Source organism: Paenibacillus sp. NPDC058898 (assembly GCF_049316025.1).
Classification (GTDB): domain Bacteria; phylum Bacillota; class Bacilli; order Paenibacillales; family Paenibacillaceae; genus Paenibacillus_AQ.
Window position 1 is genome coordinate 313,688 of record NZ_JBMOSM010000002.1, and the last position, 20,516, is coordinate 334,203.

At 49.3% G+C, this 20,516-nt stretch carries 19 protein-coding genes; 3 read left to right on the forward strand and 16 right to left on the reverse strand.

Features of this window, described 5'->3' with window-relative positions; genetic code table 11:
• Positions 1–126 precede the first annotated feature (126 nt).
• From ACOZB4_RS05675 to ACOZB4_RS05715, 9 genes are all read right to left on the reverse strand, one after another.
• A complete protein-coding gene (locus ACOZB4_RS05675) occupies positions 127–1,035 on the reverse strand; it encodes a ribokinase (RefSeq protein WP_098748096.1) in 909 nt (302 codons plus the stop codon).
• 16 nt (positions 1,036–1,051) lie between these two features.
• The gene (locus tag ACOZB4_RS05680; protein WP_379414267.1) at positions 1,052–2,068 is read right to left on the reverse strand and encodes a LacI family DNA-binding transcriptional regulator; all 1,017 of its coding nucleotides are present in this window, start codon (positions 2,066–2,068) and stop codon (positions 1,052–1,054) included.
• 802 nt (positions 2,069–2,870) lie between these two features.
• A complete protein-coding gene (locus ACOZB4_RS05685) occupies positions 2,871–4,829 on the reverse strand; it encodes a carbohydrate-binding protein (RefSeq protein ID WP_379414264.1) in 1,959 nt (652 codons plus the stop codon).
• Between the two features lie 383 nt (positions 4,830–5,212).
• Positions 5,213–6,223: a glycoside hydrolase family 130 protein gene (locus ACOZB4_RS05690; RefSeq protein ID WP_144023517.1), complete on the reverse strand. Its 1,011-nt coding sequence runs from the start codon at positions 6,221–6,223 to the stop codon at positions 5,213–5,215.
• A gap of 56 nt (positions 6,224–6,279) precedes the next feature.
• On the reverse strand, positions 6,280–7,116 hold the full coding sequence (locus ACOZB4_RS05695) for a carbohydrate ABC transporter permease (protein ID WP_018751893.1): 837 nt from the start codon (positions 7,114–7,116) through the stop codon (positions 6,280–6,282).
• Between the two features lie 14 nt (positions 7,117–7,130).
• Positions 7,131–8,033, reverse strand: a complete 903-nt coding sequence (locus ACOZB4_RS05700) for a carbohydrate ABC transporter permease (protein WP_018751892.1) — start codon at positions 8,031–8,033, stop codon at positions 7,131–7,133.
• Positions 8,034–8,139: 106 nt separating this feature from the next.
• Positions 8,140–9,528, reverse strand: coding sequence for an ABC transporter substrate-binding protein (locus ACOZB4_RS05705; RefSeq protein WP_076325679.1), 1,389 nt, complete (start codon positions 9,526–9,528; stop codon positions 8,140–8,142).
• Between the two features lie 172 nt (positions 9,529–9,700).
• Entirely contained in the window at positions 9,701–11,332 is a 1,632-nt protein-coding gene (locus ACOZB4_RS05710) for a response regulator (protein WP_379414239.1), read from the reverse strand.
• 3 nt (positions 11,333–11,335) lie between these two features.
• On the reverse strand, positions 11,336–13,144 hold the full coding sequence (locus tag ACOZB4_RS05715) for a cache domain-containing sensor histidine kinase (RefSeq protein WP_379414234.1): 1,809 nt from the start codon (positions 13,142–13,144) through the stop codon (positions 11,336–11,338).
• 357 nt (positions 13,145–13,501) lie between these two features.
• Here ACOZB4_RS05715 and ACOZB4_RS05720 point away from each other — a divergent pair, with 357 nt between their 5' ends.
• The 3 genes from ACOZB4_RS05720 (at position 13,502) to ACOZB4_RS05730 (ending at position 14,886) form a co-directional block, all read left to right on the forward strand.
• Positions 13,502–13,633, forward strand: coding sequence for a hypothetical protein (locus tag ACOZB4_RS05720; protein ID WP_379414231.1), 132 nt, complete (start codon positions 13,502–13,504; stop codon positions 13,631–13,633).
• Positions 13,634–13,750: 117 nt separating this feature from the next.
• The gene (locus ACOZB4_RS05725) at positions 13,751–13,960 is read left to right on the forward strand and encodes a hypothetical protein (protein WP_144023516.1); all 210 of its coding nucleotides are present in this window, start codon (positions 13,751–13,753) and stop codon (positions 13,958–13,960) included.
• A 698-nt stretch (positions 13,961–14,658) separates the two neighbouring features.
• Complete coding sequence (locus tag ACOZB4_RS05730) at positions 14,659–14,886, forward strand: ParA family protein (protein WP_379414228.1); 228 nt, start codon at positions 14,659–14,661, stop codon at positions 14,884–14,886.
• A 277-nt stretch (positions 14,887–15,163) separates the two neighbouring features.
• Here ACOZB4_RS05730 and ACOZB4_RS05735 read toward each other — a convergent pair whose 3' ends face one another.
• From ACOZB4_RS05735 to ACOZB4_RS05765, 7 genes are all read right to left on the reverse strand, one after another.
• Complete coding sequence (locus ACOZB4_RS05735) at positions 15,164–16,591, reverse strand: VWA domain-containing protein (RefSeq protein WP_379414214.1); 1,428 nt, start codon at positions 16,589–16,591, stop codon at positions 15,164–15,166.
• A 186-nt stretch (positions 16,592–16,777) separates the two neighbouring features.
• The gene (locus ACOZB4_RS05740) at positions 16,778–17,320 is read right to left on the reverse strand and encodes a phosphotransferase-like protein (RefSeq protein ID WP_379414207.1); all 543 of its coding nucleotides are present in this window, start codon (positions 17,318–17,320) and stop codon (positions 16,778–16,780) included.
• A gap of 46 nt (positions 17,321–17,366) precedes the next feature.
• Complete coding sequence (locus ACOZB4_RS05745; RefSeq protein ID WP_379414202.1) at positions 17,367–17,681, reverse strand: DMT family transporter; 315 nt, start codon at positions 17,679–17,681, stop codon at positions 17,367–17,369.
• Positions 17,681–18,043 carry a DMT family transporter gene (locus ACOZB4_RS05750; protein ID WP_379414199.1) on the reverse strand — a complete coding sequence of 121 codons (363 nt, stop codon included), beginning with the start codon at positions 18,041–18,043 and terminating at the stop codon, positions 17,681–17,683. Before ACOZB4_RS05750 ends, ACOZB4_RS05745 begins: the two co-directional genes overlap by 1 nt.
• 6 nt (positions 18,044–18,049) lie before the next feature.
• The gene (locus ACOZB4_RS05755) at positions 18,050–18,889 is read right to left on the reverse strand and encodes a MerR family transcriptional regulator (RefSeq protein ID WP_422759521.1); all 840 of its coding nucleotides are present in this window, start codon (positions 18,887–18,889) and stop codon (positions 18,050–18,052) included.
• Positions 18,890–19,015: 126 nt separating this feature from the next.
• Positions 19,016–19,156 (reverse strand): hypothetical protein, encoded by a 141-nt coding sequence (locus ACOZB4_RS05760; RefSeq protein ID WP_379414197.1) that lies wholly within the window; start codon positions 19,154–19,156, stop codon positions 19,016–19,018.
• A 318-nt stretch (positions 19,157–19,474) separates the two neighbouring features.
• Entirely contained in the window at positions 19,475–19,792 is a 318-nt protein-coding gene (locus tag ACOZB4_RS05765; protein WP_379414191.1) for a hypothetical protein, read from the reverse strand.
• Between the last annotated feature and the right edge of the window lie 724 nt (positions 19,793–20,516).

A 20,516-nucleotide genomic window follows, 5' to 3' on the forward strand; every position in this document is an offset into this window, starting at 1 on the left:
CTTTTTGGATAACTTTAACAAGACTAAGCGTTAAATCACCAAAGTCTGAGAATACAGGTGTCCCTTTCCAGGAAAGAAACCCCGTATATTACCTTTTTTTTATAACGGTCTTATTAACCTATTGTTCTACACCGTAAGAAACGATTGTACCTGTTCTTCTGTCGGAATCGAGCTTTGGGCACCTGGTTCAGATACAGCCAGCGCCGATGCCGCTGTCGCGTAGCACAGACAATCGCGCAGCTCCGCTCCCGTTACATATTTCGCTGCGAACGCTCCGATGAAGGTGTCTCCGGCCGCTGTCGTATCCACTACGTCAACCGAAAATGCGGTTAATGTGATTTGCCTTCCGGATTGGTCCATATAGATAGAGCCTTTGCTTCCCAAAGTAATAATGAGATGAGGAATGCCGTCATTAAGCAGTTTCTTTCCGGCCTCCAGAGCCTGGCTGCTTCCTTCAATACGGATGCCGCTCAGCTCCTCCGCCTCGACCTCATTCAGAATGAGGAAAGTGACCTTGCTCAGTTGGCTCTGGTCAAACCCGTCAATTGGAGCTGGATTCATAAATACCGGAATACGTTGCTCTGCCGCTTTATCCAGCACCCTTTGATTGGCTGCCGATGATATTTCATTTTGCAGCAAAATGACGTCGAAACCAGAGAGGTCCAATTTATCTACCTCGTCTGCACCATACCTTCCATTAGCGCCTGAGGATAAAATAATGTTGTTCTCGCCTGCTCCATCGATTGTAATCAAAGCAAGCCCCGTCATACACGGCTTCTCGATAACATGATCAAGATCAATCCTAGCCTCCGCCAATTCCCTGCGTATGTCGATCCCAAAGGAATCCGAGCCCAGTGCACCCGCCATAGCGACCGAAGCTCCGGAGCGAGACGCGGCAACCGCCTGGTTAGCCCCCTTGCCCCCAATAAAGAAACGGGTCTCGTTGCCCTGTATCGTTTCGCCGGGAATGGGGTGACGCTCAACCTGTGTGACAATGTCCATATTCATGCTGCCCACTACCAAGATTTTCGCCATAGCTCTCCCCCCAGTATTACTCCTTCAGTCTTTTGACTGAGCCGAATTTCTTCAATTCAACATCCAATATCATTTTTTTCAGCTTCGTCCGTTCTTTAGGCTCTCCCTTGATTTTTTGAATGAGCATTTCCGCCGCTTGAATTCCCATCTCTCTTGTCGGTCTGCTGACCACGGTCACTCTTGGCTGCACGAACTGGGCAAGCTCGTTATCATCAAAGCCAATTAAAGAAATATCCTCTCCGATTTGGAGATTCAAATCGCGTATCGCTTTAATCGCACCCGTACAGATGACGTTGTTAGCCGCAAATATAGCTGTCGGTGGCTGCTCGGATTGCATAAGCTCCGTCGTAAATCGGTAGCCGTCCTCTTCCAGCCAATTCCCCTGCTTGTGATAGGCAGGATCGGGTGTCAGGCCGCTCTCATGCATAGCTTGACGATATCCCCAATAACGGTCCTTGCCATCGTTAAAATCATGCGCCCCATCTATAATGGCAATGCGTTCATGACCATAGTCCACGAAATGCTTGGTCGCTTCGTACGCGCCGCGGAAGTTGTCGATTAAGACACCATCGTGGCCGCAATCGTTGATATAACGGTCGACAAGGATGGTAGGCTTGCGAATGTTCCGGTAAAACTCTGCATCCTTATGCGTACCGATTAAGATGATTCCATCCACATTTTTCCCTAGGAAGCTTTCAAAAAATTCTTCCTCCTCTGCCTCATCGCTATTCGTGGAGACTACTAGAGTAAAGAAGCCTTCCTTCTTGGCCACCTCTACCATACCGCCAATGACTGCGGTGTAGAAGGGATTCTGAATCTCCGGCACCACGACGGACAGCATGTTGGTTTTTTTATTGACCATCGATGCAGCCATCGTATTCGGAACGAAGTTCATCTCTTCGATTATTTTGAGTATTTTCTTGCGAGTGGCTTCACTTACGCGATCTCGTCCATTCATCACTCGGGATACTGTAGCTACAGATACATTTGCTTGCTTGGCTACGTCCTTAATTGTAATTTCCTTGTTCGTCATAGCCACCCCCCTTCCTTTAGTTTAAAGTCATAACGTTTTCTCAATATTTCCCTTTGATAATAAACGATATGAGTTCATTTCCCACTCTAAAAATGTAAACGTTTACGCAATTTCTGATTTTATTGTAGTTCATGATCAATCAGATTACAATAGGTTTTTTTTCGAAAAATCAAAAAATAAAACGGTTACATTTTTAATATCTAACATTTTTATGTTAGGTATTTGTTTGGTATTTAACTTAAATTTTAATATAACTTTGTATTTGTGGCATATATTATAACATTAAATCAAGTCTTTCATTGGTATCGAGTAAATCTCAGGAAAAATCATACAATTTTTATTAGAATCTAACCTGTCAGCCACTCCTCAAAAAAAACTAGAAACGTTAACCCGTTGTTTCCCTTATTTAAAACCTCCTTTTTTAACCAATTCTTTGTTAAAACGTTTACGCAATTTATTTGGAAATGCGCATTGATAATGTAAAACAAAAAGCCTGGAGGAATCAGGAATAAAAACCTGAATGCCACCCGGCTTGCTGCCTCTTACTTAAGGATGCATGATAGTTCTCAGGAGATTGCTGTTCCCAAGAGCAATTGGCTAGATCTATTTTACAAGACCTTAGGACGGAAAGTGTAGGATGTAATTACAGTATCGAACATATTACCTGGTAGCTCACTCAAACGCTAAAAACGCCGAATTAGACACATGATCTATTGATCTAATGAACTACTGATAAATGCATTTGGTGCCGGTGATATACCCCTTTATCCATCTATTGCAATTAAATCAAACAATTTCCATTCTATTTGAACTGGAACCAAGTTAAATTTGCAACTGTGGTTGAATCTGACTTAACAAAAGTAACATATACCGTATGGGTTCCTACAGCTGTCCCGGCATTAAGCGGGATATTCTTGACTGACCATGTCTGCCATCCGCCTGTGCTTTCTGCCGTCCAATAACCCAGCATAGTGCCTGTAGGACTATCCAAGTGGAATTCGATCCTTCCGCCGGAATTAGCGGATGCAACCTTCAAATCAATGCTTGTTTTAGCTGTACTACCAAAGTCTACATTTTTAAATGCTATATAGTCGCCATTACTCCCTCCACCAACATCCAGCCCACCATCAGTGCTTGCCTCATAGGATATAACACCTGAACTAAGGTTATAACCTTCCGCTTCAAATTTCAATGTGTTGAATTTGGGAGCTGCAGCATAGCTGTTAGTATCTGTTATTTTCAATTCTGCGAGTGTAGTTGCCGCAACTCCACCGACGCGAACATTGTTTAATGTAACTCCGGAGACAGTAGATGTGTCACTCCAACCCTTCATTATTGAAACTTCACCTAAAGCGCGTAAATTGATATTATTATAGACCACATTTTTTATCGGACCGCTTTTTGCAGAAAGATCAAACCACCTGGAGTGAACACCGGATCTTGGCCAGAAGCCTTCTACATCTATATTGTCAAATATGATGTTTTGTGCTGCTGGAGTCCCATAAAGATGACCTACCGCTAAAGCGCGCCAGCATCTGTATACATAAGAGTTTTTAACAACGATGCCATCCTGAAGCTGTTTCACTCCATCTCCAACCTTGAATGCTCCACATCTGCTCCAAGCCAAAGCATCATCCACAACTACATTTGACTGGTTTTCAGGAGTTCCCGGCCAGTTTGCAGCTATATCCGTAGTGGCTACATCCCAGGTCTTAAATGAGTAGGTGTCATCCTCTGATACTGCTACCGTGTGCTTTATGAGTACATTCTGGCTCTCTTGAATGTCTATAGCATCATTTTCATAATCAAGTTCATTGTTGTTGAAGTGCTTTGTATTCTGGAATGTTACGTTATTAGATCTTGTAACGATTGTAGCCCAGCCACCGCTGTCTCTTATGGTTATGCCGTCAACCGTGAAGTTGCTGCACTGCAAGGGTACAAGAATATTGTTCAAATAATTGTTTGTATTTCTCATATAATGGCCATTGCCGTCAATAGTCCCTCTGCCGTATATCTTAATATTGTTTGCATTGGTTTCGGTATAAATAAACCATGTCCCATCCTTATTCAGAGAATTCTTATGGAAATGGGTAGTGTAATCGCTTGGATTTCCTGAACCCCTTATAACAGAACCACCCTCCAGATAAACCGAAACATTGCTTTTTAAAACAAGGTTTCCGCTCTTGTACACTCCGGCTGGAACGTATACGATACCGCCACCTGCTGCGTTAGCCGCATTGATGGCGTTTTGTATTGCAGTTGTAGCCAAAGTGGCACCGGTACTGTCGGCACCGTATTGAGTTTTAACATTGTATATCCCTGTACCGGATGAAGCCGGAACATTGGTTTCAAGAGCATCTGCCGCAATAACCAGATCTTTCAGGTTATTGATTTTAACGATAAGATAGGTTGGTGCTGAAAGTGTAAATGTAAGTGTATTTCCGCTCTTTGTTGCAGTGATTCCCAGAGCTTTGGGAGAAATATTATAGGTATTGATTGGCTCGCTTGCTGTTATTGTGATTGTAGTCGTACCTGAAAAAGAGAAATTACAATAATTATAGTTTACAAATACCTCCGAAGTGTCGATTACCGGTATATTGGTAGAGTCAGCTGTTACCGTGTATTGACTGGTCGTGGTATAGATCGACGGTAATGGATAGCTTACAATTGTACCCGCCGCACTTGCTGACAAAGGAACGACAGCTACAAGACTGGCGAGCATACAAACAATTAAACTTAAAAACTTTAACCGTTTTAACATAAATAAACACCTCTTTCATATTTTTTAGAAAATACTCTGTCATCAGTGAATAATGATTTCACCAGTGATGCTCTATTACTCTTTTCATAAAGTCGACATATTCCTGTTCAGCTTCGGAAGTGGCAGAGTAATACTAACCTTTTCTGCATCAGCAAAGTTTCCTTTTAAAGTGCAGCCCCGGTTTTGTTGCACCTTGTGCAGGATTTCTGCGTTGGTCGCTACTACTGAGCTGTATTGTTGCATTTTATGCACAATCTCCCCACGGTCGCTGCTATTGATCTAGCATTGTTGCACTTCATGCACAATCTCCGCGCAAGCCGCTCCAATCATGGCACATGGCCCCACTGTTACTCCGCATTTCCGCCCTCAGCCTGCTTCCAATCTTATCTATGCTCCGGCTCCAGACAGAGCCGGAGCAGATCGTCCACATGGGCCGTTGCCAGACATTCCACCGTATCCGCAGAGCCGTAATAGATCTTGACCTCGCCGTCATCCTCCAGAATCATCCCTCCCGGAAAAATCACATGATTGCGGAAGCCCCCGCCAATCTCATAATCTGTCTCCGGTGCCAGCAGCGGCTGCCTGCTCATGCCGATCACCTTGCGGGGGTCCTCCAGATCCAGCAGCATAATTCCGGCGGTATAGCGCTTCTTCCAGGTGTCCTCCCAACCGTGCTTGCCTCTGGCCGGGTCCACATCCACCGCATGGAAGGTGGTCAGCCAGCCCTTATCCGTCCGGACCGGAGGTGCGGCCGGGCCGACCTTGTCATTGGCAAACGGCACCTGCTCAACGGCGAGCAGTAGGCTGGAGTTGCCCCAATGCTTCAGGTCCGGCGACTCGGAGATCCAGGCATCGAAGCGGTCCCGGCCGCCGCGGCTGTATACCGTGAAGGGACGCTCCAGCCGGACATACTTGCCGCCGATCAACTCGGGAAACAGTACCATATTGCGCAGGTCCGGTGTAGACAGGCTGAGCACCTCGAAGTGTTCCAGATCATCGGTAACGGCAATTCCGCCGCGGATGCCATGGTGCGTATCCACGGCAAAACACATATAACAACGGCCGCCGATCACGGTCAGGCGCGGGTCGTAGGCGCGGATAATTTCCTCGTCATGCATTTTGAACACTGGCTTCGGGCCGGCGGTCCAGCTCAGCCCGTCGTCACTGTAAGCAATGCCGAGATCCGTGGTGTGGTGCGGCTCAAGCGTCTGATCGACCAGTGAGCCGTAATCATTACGGAAGATCATCACATACTTGCCGTTAAATTTCGTTACACCGGCATTGAATACCAGTGCGGTGGGGTAAGGAACCTTCGTTGCATCCAGCACCGGATTGCCCGGATACCGCCGGATGAACGGGGCAGATTGCAGAATTGCCGGAGCGTGTTGAGTCATGGGGTGTACCTCCTTGAATGTTAAATATGGAATATGGGTTGCGCAGGGTCGGACCGCTACCCTTTGAGGGAACCGGCCGTCATCTGCATGAAGGATTTGTTGGCGAACAGATAGGCCACGAGAATCGGCAGAATGGACAAGCAGGCGCCCGCCATCATATAGTGGGTCTGAGAAGCGGCCGAAATCCCGTATTTCAGGTTCGCCAGCCCGACGGTCAGCGTCTGCAGCTCCGGCTTCGTCATCGTGAACACGAGCGGCAGCAGATATTCATTCCACGCGCCGCGGAAGGTGAACAGGGCACCTACGCCAAGTCCGGGTCCGAGCAGCGGCAGAATGATCCGCCAGAAGGTCCGGCCGGGAGAGCTGCCATCCATCAGCGCCGCCTCGTCCAGCTCGCGGGGAATCCCCTTCATGAAGCTGGAGAGAATGAAGAAGATCGAAGCATGGGCGGAGATCAGAATCAATATAACGCCCCACAGGCTGCTGTGCAGATGAAGCTTAACCATCAGATCGAACTGCGGACGCAGCACGACCGCCCCTACAGCCACGAACATGGTGAAGGATTGCAGTCCGATATACAATTTTTTGCCGGCAAAATCCATCCGGTCCACCACATAAGCCGCCATGGATGATACCAGCAGCGTGCCGACCACCGCCGCCAGGGAGACAATCAGGCTGTTCAGGGTATACCTGGAGAAATTGGCCTGCGCCCAGGCTTCGGCATAGTTCGAGAAGTGCCAGCTCGCCGGCAGGAAGGTCGCTCCCGCAGTAAGCTCAGCATTAGTCTTGAAGGAGCCCAGGATGGTGATAACGACCGGAATCAGCGTAATAAAAGCAACAGCCAGCAAAAAAATCCACAGGATGATATTGCCCAGTATGGTTCTTAGTCTCATAATAGCCTCTCTCCTCAATCGGTCTGATTCATGCGTCTGGATGCGTAGAAATAAATGAGTGATATCATCCCTACAATGACCGCAGACACAAAGGCGACCGCACTGCCGTATCCGAACTCCTGGACCTGAACCGCCGCGCTGCTCCCGCCGACAGGGAAAAATAATTTGTACAAATACAGGAACATGACCTCTGTCTTGCCTACAGGACCTCCTTCAGTCAGAACCATGATGCTCTCGTAACCCTTCAGGGCTGTAATGATCGCCAGCATAATAACCATCTGCATCACAGGTCCGAGCATCGGCAGGGTGACATAGCGGAACTGCTGGATTCTGCCTGCCCCGTCCAGGGAAGACGCCTCATACACATCCTCCGGAATATTCTGCAGACCGGCGAGGAAGAGCAGCATATAATTGCCGACCGCCCCCCAGGCCGCAACCAGAATGACGGTGAGCATGGCATATTTCGGCCCCAGCCAGTCCACACCGGAATCGGAGAGGCCCAGGCGGATCAGAAACTGGTTGAGAATCCCGTTATATGAGTTGAAAATCGTGAAGAAGACTACGGCCATTACAGCGGTACTGATGACGGTCGGCATGAAGAAAATCCCCCGCAGCAGTTGTCTGCCCCGCAGCCCCCGGTTCAATATGACTGCCAGCAGCAGGGCCAGCGGAATGGTGATCAGCAGCTTGCCGCCAGCATAGACAAATGTATTCACCACCGAATCCCAGAACTGGGTGTCCTTCAGAATGCGGCTGAAATTGGCCAGACCGGTAAACCGCGCCGTTCCGAACCCTTTGTAATCATAGAACATATAGCGGAACGCCCAGGCAATCGGGTAAATCCCGAGAACCAACGTGAGCAAGGCACTTGGAAAGATAAAACTGTATGAAAATAAGGCATGTTTCGTTTTGTTCATCTGGTTTCTTCCGGCTCCTTTCCTTTACGACCAGAGCAGAGGGATGAGGGAGTTGCTCCCTCATCCCCCGCTATCCCGGCCTACATCTCTATCCCTAACCTTCTGTCTACTTGGCGAACTTGCCGCCCAGAGCGGCGGGATCAAAGCCGGTATCCGGCTCAGCCTTTATGCCGTCATTCGCAATCACACTGTCCAGTGCAGCGTTATAGCGTTTGTTCAGATCAGCGATAACCGCCTTCAGGTCGCCGCCGTTCAGCATATATTTGAAGAAGGCGTCATCCGATTTCATTCCTTCCGGTGCTACAGACGGATAGACCGGCCACACCCCATCGTGCTTGTTCGGCAGGAAGCCTTCAATGCCGTTCACATCCGGTGTCTTGGCTGCTGCGCTAATGGATGGAACCATGGAGATGCCGAAGCCTTTTTCCTGATAATCCGTCAGCACCTGATCGCCGTACATGAACTCCATGAACTTCCAGGCTGCTTCTTTATGCTCTGATTTCGAGCTCAGCGCCAGCCATTGGCCCCCGAGGAAGCCGGAAGCCCCCTTCACGGTGCCGTCGATGGTAGGAACCGGAGCGGCCGCCCAGTCAATCTTGGCCGGGAACTGATTCTTGTAGACGCCAGGCTCTGAGGAGTAGGACATATACATTCCGATCTTGCCTTCCGCAAACTGCGCCCGCAGCGGATCAATATCCAGCGATTCTACACCCGGCAGCATGCTGCCGTCGTCCCTGATCTGCTTAAAGGCATTGATGATCGGCTCGAAGCCGCTGAAGTCGTAGCGGGCTGTCTTGAAATCATACCCGAAGCCGCCATAGCCGCTCATCTCCGCAACCACCCGTGCCGAACGTGCGAACGCACTGCCGGGGCTCTTGAAGTTAAGGGCGAAGCCGTAAGCGCCGTCCGCTTTGCCGGCTTCTGTCAATTTCTTGGCTGTATCCACCAGCTCCTGCAGGGTAGTCGGCGGATGTTCAATACCCGCTTTGGCGAACAGATCCTTGTTGTACACCAGACGCATGGTCGTTCCATAGTTCGGCAGACTGTAACGCTTGCCGTCGAATTCATTCAGATCCGGCATGGCCGGGAATTTCGCCTTCAGCTCATCGTTCAGGAACTCGTCAATAGGAGCGAGAAAGCCTTTTTTGTAGAAGGTCTGGATGGTATTCTCCTTCACCCGGATCACATCCGGTGCATCGGAGGTCTGGAAGGACAGATCGAGCGCGGTATCGAAGTCGTCGCCCTTGACGACCAGCTCCACCTCAATCCCGTCAGTATTGGTTGCGTTGAACTCGGCTACCTTCTCCTTCACGAAATCCGCATCGTGGCGGTCGCCTGTCCAGTAGCTGATTTTAGTTTTCCCCCCCGAGCCGGCTGTCGCCCCGTTTCCCGTGCCTTCAGCAGCATTGCCGCCGTTGCTGTTACCGTTGCCGCAGGCTGCCAAGCCAAGTGCCAGGACCAGGCTCAGAGATGTCATTAGCATACGCTTCATCATTGGTAGTGCCCCCTTATATATCCCTGCTGTATTCGCTTACAACCTGATTATAGTTCGATAGGCGCATCCAGATAAGGCGGGTAAGCCCACATTAAGGGCAGATTTCTGCAGGAGTTGGATACAGACAAGGGAGGTAATCTCCGCCCTGCGGAAATCCCTCCCCTGCTGATTCCTATTCTTTTCCAAGATAATACAATTTGAACTCGGACGGGGTCATGCCGGTATATTTCTTGAACACCTCGCTGAAATAGCGCCTGTGCTCATACCCGAGATCCTGGGCGATCTCCTGAACCTGTCGGCCGCTGATCAGCATCGCCTTGGCCTTCTCCATCTTCTCATGCATCACATACTGCTGAAACGAAATTCCCTGAACCTTCTTGAACAGATTGGAGAAATACCCCTGGCTAAGGTTAATCTGCTTCGCCATCTGCTCCAGCGACAGCCCCGTGTCCAGATGACTATGGATATATTCGACGGCCTGACGGATAATCCGCGTGGACTCCAGAGAACGGGCTTGCTCCACCAGCGCACAGGCCTCCCGGCAGAGCCAGGACAGCAGGTCCCGTATATCTTGAAGGGAAGGATGCACCTGGTTCTTCATGGCAGCAATTCTGAGTTCCAGCGGCTCCACCTGCCCATAAGGGAACTGCTCCAGCAGGACCCGGCAGATCCTGGAGCTCAGCTCATAGCCGACACTTTCAACATAACGCGGCTCAGGCAAAAGCCCGCTGTCCAGCAGCTCCGCGAACAGCTGGTCCAGCACCTGCAGGCTTTTGGCGGAATTGCCGGAACGCAGGGCGAACAGCAGCTCCTGCTCGGCGGCGGCGGAATAGCTGTGGAGCGAGAGAGGTTTATTCTCGATATTGCTATAATGATATACCCCGTTGCCCCCGGTATAGAAATGATACCCCAGCGCGCTAAGCGCCTGCCTGTACGCCGTGCCCAGCTCCTGAATCGCCGCTGTGCCCAGGCCCACGCCAATAGAAATGGTATGACGCGAGAAGCGGCTTACATTCATGCAGCAGGCCTCCGTAATCAGCGCGGCGGTCTCCGGGTCTGAGCCGTTCATGATACAGACGTACCGGTCTGTCGCCTCCCGGATAATAACGCCGCGGGTCAGGGCGGAAATCGTCTCTTCGAGAATATTGTGCAGGCTGAACCTTAGCAGCTCGACCTCCTGCACAGGCTGGCCGCTCAGCTTCTCCGCAAAATGATCGATTTCGGCGACAAACACGAAGAAATCATGCTGGTCCAGCGGGATATCAAGATAGGCCCAGCGGGAACGGGCATCCGCTTCTGTCGTCTGGTGGTGCAGCAGGAAGGTGAGATATTCCTGGCGGAGGATAGGCAGACTTTCCTTGATTTTGGCCTCCATCACAGCAAGTCTGGCGGTCTCCTGACGCTCCTCCCGGCACAGCTCCCTGGCCTTCAGCACTGCATTCACAATCTCCTCCAGGGAAAAGGGCTTCTTCACGAAATCAAGCGCCCCCAGCCGGATGGCTTCCTGGGCATAAGAGAACTCCGAGTAGGCGCTGAGGATAATAATCTTGCAGTCCGGCAGCACCTCCAGAATCGCCCGGGTCATCTGTAGGCCGTCCATTCTTGGCATCCGGATATCCGTCAGCACAATGTCCGGCCGGGTCTTGCGGATGATCTGCAGTCCCGCTTCGCCGTTAAGCGCCGTACCTGTTACCTCAATACCGTGCTCCTGCCACGGCGGCTTGCGCGAGACCATCTCCACCACACTTTTGATATCGTCGATTACACATAATTTGAACCTTTCCGGCTCCAGCTTTTGGTCCATCCTTCAACTCTCCTCCTCTGCGGGAATCCACAGATCCGTCCGTGATCCCTTACATGGTTCGCCGCTAACGTCCATACGGGCTTCGTTCCCGTAATACAAGGCCAGCCGGTGCCTGATGTTGAACAGGGCATAACCTTTCCTCGACTGCGGTGCCCTGACCATCCCCTGCTTGACCCTTGCAGCATCAAGCCCCCGTCCGTTGTCGGTAATGCAAATATGCAGCAGCCCCTGCTCCCGGCTGACCGTGATGTCTATCCTGCCTCCTATTGTCATGTCGCTGAATCCATGCTGAATGCTGTTCTCCACCACCGGCTGCAGGATGATCTTCGGCAGCAGGCAGGACAGCAGGGCCTCGTCCTCTACCGTCACCGTGTATTCAAACAGTCCTTCATAGCATTTCTGCTGAATGGCGAAATACTGCCGCATGTGGGAAAGCTCATCCGCAAGGGTAATCAGATCCTTGCCGCCGCTGAGCCCGATCTGGAACATCTGCGACAACGACAGGATCATCTCATTCACATCGTCATTCTCGCCCATGACCGATTTGCAATAGATGGTATTCAACGTATTGTACAGAAAGTGCGGCTCCATCTGCGCCGTAAGGGCACGGATCTCTGCATGACGCTTGTCCTTCTCCTTCGCCTTCACATCCGAGATCAGCGTCTTAATCTCCGACATCATCCGGTTGAACTGAAAGCCGACCTGGGCAATCTCGTCCTCATAACGGCTCTCATACACCACACTGAGCTGGTTCTCTTCGACTCTGCGCATCAGTCGCCGCAGCTTGAACAGGGGCTTCAGCAGTACAGATGTTAGCTTATTGGAAATCAGCCAGGTCGCCAGCAGGAAGACAACGATTACATAGAGGGTAATGCGCTGCACCCGCTGCAGCTTACCCAGCAACTGGTCCCGCGACTGCATACCTGAGATGATCCAGTCGGGTGATACGGCTGAGCTTGTATAATTCACCAGATATTCCTTGCCGCCATAGCTGTAGTAGTGATCCTGCGGATCGGCTGCTTTTCCGGCTTCTGCAAGCACCGGCTTCCAGGGGAACCTGCCCCGGAACGGCCAGCGGGACTCCACCACCGCCTCTCCTTCCCCGTTCACCAGATAATAATTTCTCCCTGCTTGTTCTCCGCCTGTATTCAACAGCTCATCTATCCGGCTCTCCCTGATATTGACCACAATAAATACATTGCTGATCGGCGTGTAAGGGTATTCATAAATTCCCCGGACTACGAAGGAGACCACCCGCTGGCTGCCTGTGAACAACCGGTCATAATGTCCTTTGGCCCAGTAGCCGCCCGGCTGCTCCTTGCTCAGATCATATAATTCCGAGCCGTAGAACGAATTGTCCTGCGCCCGGATCTGCGTAGTGGGATAGAAATCGCCAATCGGGGTAACGATCAGCACATTCTCAATGATCGGCTGATTGAACATTGCCTGCGAGAGGACATACTGCAGATCGGACAGATGTACGTAGTAATTCGACACATCATGGCTGAACACATCGAGCATCATCTTGCGGTACGCATCGCTCAGCATCAGGGACTGCACGGACAGCGCCACATCATTCAGGCGAGAATCCAGAAGCTGGGCAGTTTTGCTTACGGTCTCCCGACTGCCGGCGTAGGCATTATCCTCGATCTCCTGCGCGGCAATCCAATACGAGAAGGTGCCCATTGCAGTGATGGACAGCGTAATCAGCACGATGAACGAGAACAGAATCCTCTGTTTGATGGATATCCGGTAATACCTGCCGGCGATCTGCCGCCGGAGCTGCCGGCCATAGGCTGTGAATGTATTCATATTTCCCCCTTCTTGAGCATCTATCTCCCTACGATTGTCAGTTCTTGTCACTTGTACCATACGGCTGCTCCGGCCCGGCGTCAAGACAAGGCATGATTATTTAGCGGATTCCGTCCCTTATTATCAATAGGCAGGGGGCCCTCCGCATAACATGGTGCGAATTCACTAATCATGGCTCAGGTTGACGGGAAGCTGCGCGATTGAGTAATTATGCTTGTGACGGTCAGTCCATTCCGTTTGATGCCTTTCTGCGGCAAATGTTGAACGATCCAACAGTAGCAGAGCTCACTGATTTTCTTTCCTCATAATGTAAAAAATAATACAATTAGCCAAACTGACGGTTTCAAGGGCGATTCTATGAAGCATGAAACAGAGATGGGGGGAACGTTGAGCGAAGTCCTGCCCCAACTGAATACTGGCAGCAACGCAGTGTTCACTTATTATGGCGGCGGGGAATCTGGTCCGCTTCATGTGGTATTCCATGTATAGGTCTGGGAACAATAAACTGCTTCCATTTGCTGCTTCGACACCTGGATGAACAAGGGCTGGGACCAGTTGTTGGCATTACGATTGCGGATGTAGAGCGCATGGGAGGACTGATCGCGGTTGAAACAGTTGGTCGTTTGTTGGAGCCAGGGACTGGAGGTTGTAGACTTGGTGCTGGTAGACAGCCATCCTGTTCTTCATTCCATTGAAGATGAATTAGCAATGGAAGCGCTATTAGTACCGAACCTTAATATTTCACTGGAGCAGGCCGGTTTTGTCGGAGCTGCCTCGGGACAACTTATTCGCGGCCTACAGACAGTTTTTCTGTGAAAATAAGGGTAACCAGATGAATGGACGAATTTCTGTTTTTGGGCAATACAATGCCCGGGATCTCCATTTCCATGAGTCCATGTTTAGACGATCTATGGGTTGGTAGCACTAATTAACTTGCTCGTTTTTGGGGTCGGCCTTCTAGGTAAGCTTCTTTGTTTTTCAGCATGCTATAGGCTATGACCAGTAGGGTTCGTGCCATAGCAATTGGCGTTAGCATGAAAGAAGTACAAGAATGGCTGGGTCACAGTGTCTATTCCACCACAGCCAACATCTATACTCACTTGGAATTCAGTTCCAAGGTCACTTCCGCAAACCGAATGAATGAAGTAATAAAAATAAAAACAGTCCACTAGATTTTTAATCTAATGAACTGCTCTTAGTAAAGTAATACCGGCGAGAGGACTCGAACCTCCACGGGGGTTAGCCCACACGGACCTGAAACTTCTACGTCATTGTAACACAAGCGGAATCTAAGTCAAGGATGAGGAATTTAGAACCCGTCAAAAGCCTTGTAAAATCAAGGTTGTTGGCGGTTTTTTTGTTGAATCCCAAGCACCATAAGGAATTCTGAAATGAGGCGAAAAAGTCGCAGAATTTGGACGTTTGCGAGAACTCGGAGAGAACGATTCAAGAACCCAGCCCGCTCCCTACCATTGACAATTAAAGCGGAGCTTTGACTCCAGGGAGGGTTTCTAATGACAACAACCCAAGCGACGACGATTACCATTGCTAATCAGAAAGGCGGTACGGGCAAAACCACTACCGCTTATAATCTTGCTCATGCCTTATCTCATGAAGGAAAAAAAGTATTACTGGTCGATTTCGATCCGCAAGGCAATCTGACCTTATGCTTCGGTATCAAGCAACCGGACGAACTGTCCGTCAGCATTAATTGTGCGACAAGTTTTTACAAACTTGAGTAAGCTCATTACAATTTCTTTTTCTTGAATAATAAAAAGCAGAGGGTTTAGCGTCACTAGCGACGCCAGCCCTCTGCTTGACGTGTAGCATCCGTTTCGTTTAGCATTAAAACATCGGAATCGAATGCGTTGTCGATAGCCCTTAATCATCTTCGAGCTTCCACTACCATTTAGAAGAGGTGCCCTCAATGATCTTGACTATGGAAGACAAATATCCCTTTCCGCTACCATAACTTTTCCTGCAGCGCATCTGCAAAAAAATCCCTCAAAGCGTGCGCTGCTAATTTTTTATTTTATCCGTCAAATCATCGATATTCTTATTTCCTTCATCCTTGATGTCGTCATACACCTGCTTACCGTTTTGGGAAACTTCGTTATATAAACGCCTGCCCGTTTTATCTGCGTAACCCCATGCAAAACTTTTGCGTTCGTTAATTTTTTTGTAGATATCATTCCAGGAGAAATCACTTTCTTTCTTCGTTTTCAGGTATTTGAGGGCTTCCTGCAAATTCGAATTTTCTTGGTTCGCCAGACGCTGCATCGTTTCCCGTGTCCTATTGAGCTCACCCTGTTTCTTTTCTTTTTGAATATTGGCCTGCCCTGCTCCCTTTTCTATCCAACGCGTCCACTCGCCGCGCAATTTTTCATACGCCTTGTTCAAATAATTTTTCAGCGCTTCGTCATTATCGATGGAAGTAAACTCTCCGCCGCCGGATGCAGCAACCTGCCGGAGGATTTTTTGACCTTCATTATCCACATCAAAGCCAATAATATTAACAACGGTCTTCACCTTGGATTGATGGAGCTCTTTGGCAACCTGTACGGGATCGCCTCCGCATGTCTCAATTCCATCACTTACCACATATACGACCGAATCGGTCGTCTCGGGATCTATATCCTGCTTTACAGATTCCAGCGCATTCGCAATAGGCGTCCATCCGGCAGGGTTCACATCTTCAAGCGCGTTTTTTATTTGGTCTGTCTGTACGCCTTGACCATGAAAAATTTCTTCAGTACTGCTGCATGATAGTGGTTTATCTTCATTACTTCCTGTTCCCTTATGCCCATAAACCCGCAACGATACCTCTGCATTTTTGGGCAGCTTACCCCCGAAGCTCTGAATGGCTTCTTTTGCGGAATCCATTTTTGATTTACCATTAATCTTTGCATTCATGCTGCCGCTTGCATCCAGCAAAATTGAAATATGCAGCTTCCTACTGGTGGGCAAAGTAATTTTTGCATTAGGCCGCTGATTATTCACAGTAATATCAGATTCAAAATTAATGAAAGTGGACACATAGGGGCGATAGTCTTCAGCCAACAAGAGGAGTAGTTCTTCCATATATTGATCGGCTGTCAGATCAGTTGGCAATTTGTCCAAAGCCTCCTGAACATTCTGTTCATCATAGTCGGTACCGGTAAGACGTCCCGGAGGTTTCATTAATATTTGTTCATCCGTTAATTCAATTGGAGGTTTGCTTTGTTTTGAATCCGGGGTGTTCGGAATGGTTGAACTATTCTCTTCCGATTCGCTATTCTGTCCGGACTCTGACGGCTTCTGAGTGTTTGGAATATTTTTGGCCGATTCGTTACTCTGCTCCAGATCCGACGGGTTCTGAGTGTTTGCAGTATTCTTTTGAGGTTCATTACTGCAACCGACAAGGAATACGATCATGGTTAAAACGATAAATATTGAATTTCTTAACATTAACTTACCTCCGATTGCCATCAGAATATGAGAGGCTATCCTATTTGCAGTTTTACCTCCTTTAGCGGAATTTCATATTTATATTTACACAAGAGAATTCTAATACTAATACTAATAGTTCAAATTCTAAAAGCGCCCGCAAAGAATGTGTTTGATCAACGCATCGCCGCGCAGGGTCATTTATATTCAAACAATAGCTTCCGACCATACTTTCTGCCAAATCTGCTCCACGGTTTCACCGGCGGATTGATCGGAAGAGTCAAGCCACATACCGATCTTAGGCGTTTCTTCGCGCAATCTGCGGTCAAGCTCAGCTACCGTCCACAAACCGTACCCTTTTTTCGGTCGAGCTGCTTCCCTGTTTGCTATCACTTCCTGATTTGGCGTCAGCACAACAACGTACAACGGACGATTTCGAAGAAACGCTACGGTTTCCTGAAGCATGGAACCCATAATAACATCCTGTATCACGACGTTAAACCCCGCTTCAAAGTAAGCATCTGCGGCAGCAGCGGTAATTTGGTGACGCAAGCGAAGCTGATTGATCGCCTCTCCTTCCGAGTCCGGCAACATTTCCTCTCTTCCGCTCACGATCATCCTTCGGAATGTATCTCCGCGCAAATGAACGCCTTTATCAAATTTTTCAGCAAGCAGTTGAGCGACCGTCGACTTTCCCGAGGCCATAACCCCAGTGATCACAAAAATCCCTCTTTTTTCCTGTGTAAGCATAGCTATCTCACCTTTCTTTGGTCAGATTCCTCCCCGGCTCCTTCAATTATTCGACTAGCCGAAGCCCGATAATGCAGCCGATGACACCTAGGATGCACAAAAGGCGAAGCGGGTTTTTGGATTCTTTGAAAAACAACATGCCCAAGATGGTTGCACCGACGGTTCCAATTCCAGTCCAGACGGCGTAAGCGGTTGACAGCGGAATGGTCTCCAGAGCCTTGAGCAGCAGCAGGAAGCTGGCGAGAAATCCGCAGATCAGGATGAGGTTATTGATCCAATTGCTGCGAACGGATACGCGCTTAATTCCAATGACACCGACAACCTCTAGCAATCCGGCGAAGATGAGCAACGTCCAATTCATCAGTATCGCTCCTCTCCGCTTGTCATCTTCAACCCGAAGATAAACAGGAGTAGCAGCAAAATAATGCCTATTCTAAGCAGGCTCAGCTCGCCGGTGAAAAAGGCTTCTACGCCGATTGTGCCGACTGTACCGATGCCGGCAAAGACGGCGTAGGTTGTGCCCACAGGCAAAATCTTGGTTGCCTCAATCACAAGGTCGAAGCTTGTTAATAGCGCAATCAGCACAATAATAGAAGGAATCTCTTCATATTTGAATCCAGAGGCCCAGACAATTTCAAGAGCGCCTCCAATTACGACATAAGCCCATGCCTTGTTTTTCGTGATTGGCTTGCGGTTTTTCTTCCAAGCGACTTGCTCGTTCAACTACACTCACTTCCTTTCATGTTTATCCGACGGGGCAGTCTGATCCTCCCGCAAATATTCATCGACGATCCTGTCCATGTACGCCATGGTAGCTTCATCCAAGCCAAGAACCTTCTCCTCGCCGCCAGGCTCGGGACGAATCCAATCCCAATACTTCTCCTGTACATCCTCCCGCCCTTGGAACCACTGTTCTCCTAATTCAAGTACCCGCTTCGCCAACTGCCTCGATTTCGGCGAATTCGGCGGCTCCCCGAGGTGATCGCGAATGTCCCGTAGCAAGTGAATCCATTCATCTGCCCTGTGATCGTCCGAATCGAGTCGCGGCAGCGCTTCGATGATCGGTAGCTCATCGGAATTAAACTGTTGGCGGCGGTTTTCACGCTGAACAGAATTCGCTGCGTTCTCGCCATCCGCCATTTGAAGCGAGTGGATGAAGAGGAGCAGCTCTTCTGCCGGAATATCCTCCCGTAGTTCGATCGTGCGAAGCGTTGTATGGAGCATGCGTTCGAGCATGGCGAGCTTTTTCTTCTCCTTATCAATCATGTTTAGCTGCAAACGAATTTCGTGCGTCCAGCGTTCTGCACGAGACCATCCGGCCTCTTCTTCAAACAGGGTGCGAATTTGCGGCAGCGTGAAGCCAAGCTGCTTCAACATAGCAATATGATGCAGCTTCATGATGTCTTCATGGTTATAGTACCGATAACCAGCTTCCGACACATAGGAGGGTTTTAGAATTTCCAGTTCATCATAATAGCGCAGCGTCCGAATAGATATACCGGCTTTGTCGGCCAGTTGCCCAATTTTATAAATTTTTTCACACCTCCTCTTGCTACGAACTAAGTCTATTTTAAACCCTTACGTAAGGGTGAGAGTCAAGAGGTATAGATGAATTTCTTATCATTTCAATAAATGTAGCAAGTGTGCTACAAGGCTACATGGTTGAGGTCGTTTATATCACGATATTCAAGATCGTCACAGAAATAATGGCAGGGATGTCGATTTGCCCAATCGATTGCGCGCCGCTTCCGTTGTCATCAGCCAGGTACCCGGATTGTCAGGAATGCCTGGCTCCGGCCATAGCCAGGATCCGAGCGAAACATACCTGCCAGGCAAATATTTGAGCCCCTATTCAGACGACGAACAGATAACGGCGAATTCGACACACTCGCAATTTTTTTATGGTACCGTATGCACCCGTGAGGAGCACCTGGCACTCATTGTCGAGCAGGCCCACGCGGTTGAAGCGCTTCTTCTGGGGCCCTCCCGTGATGACATAAGCCCATGCTTTTCCTGGACTACTCCTCTTTTTCGTCTCCATCCTTGTCCTCCTCCCGATCCTTCGCAGCCAAATACGTATCGACGATCCGATCGATGTAAGAAATGAGCCTGTCTCGGCGTGACCATGCCTCCATCAGCAAAATCGAAACAAGACTATTTGCTCATGGTTACGATTTTGCGGATTAAAGTCTCGCTAGCCTCCCAAAGCTTTAAGCGGAAATCACGATCATTGGCTTGCTCTTTTGCCTGATCCGGCTGCTTCTCATTAAAGTAATTCCCATTCGTCCCGTCTACCTCCGAGGATATAGCGAGATGGAAGATGGAATCGGCCCCTGACTGCACATTCCCGAATGGTTCGAATCCGCTTTGTTGGACCATCTTCGTATTAAGCTGGGACCCAGGATGAAATGCATTAAAGGTCACTTGTTTGGTTCCATATCGTTCGGCTAACTCGAATGTCCAGACAATCACCGCGAGTTTATTGCGTGTATAAGTGAATATTTCGGTGCCACAGCGCCAATGAGTTAATGAATGAGAGCCACCCTGTTAATAAAATAGAGCCACTACGTTAATCGCGAGAGCCAGTATGGGACTAAACTAGCGGGCAGAATAATGAAATGGGACCGTAGTTGAAATAAAGGACAGAATTGCTCGATTGGGAGACCTTACATTGCGTCATCTGGCACGGTTATTGTCCGAGTCAGCCGGCGTTTTCGATTTTGTCGCGCGGTTGCCGGAGATGAATTCGTCGTACTGGGATGTGATCGCGCCCAGGCGAGCAGCCTCATCACGATCCTTGAGGATTCGCTGTCCGCGAACCTGCTTCGGCTTGAAGACGGGAACGAGCTATCGACTACCTAATATCGGAGCCAGCCATTAACCGGAAAATGCCTTTGAGCTCTATAAGAGAGCGGATGAGGCGCATGTTTCGGATGAAGAGAGATGCTATGCCGAATACGTAAATCGAGTAGGCCCATGAAAAATCATGGGCCTCTCACAGAACCAGGACGTGCGGATCCTCGCATCCGGTTCCTCCGTGATTATCCCCATTGGGGATGATGTTCATCAATTGCCTCCTGAAGCAGAATTGTTGCGGGAGTCCATACCGTAGAAAATTCACGTGTTATTTTCTACTGCGCCGATTCACTCGCCATTGCGGCTTTTCCTGCGAGCTTCTTCGCTACTATCCCTTCGT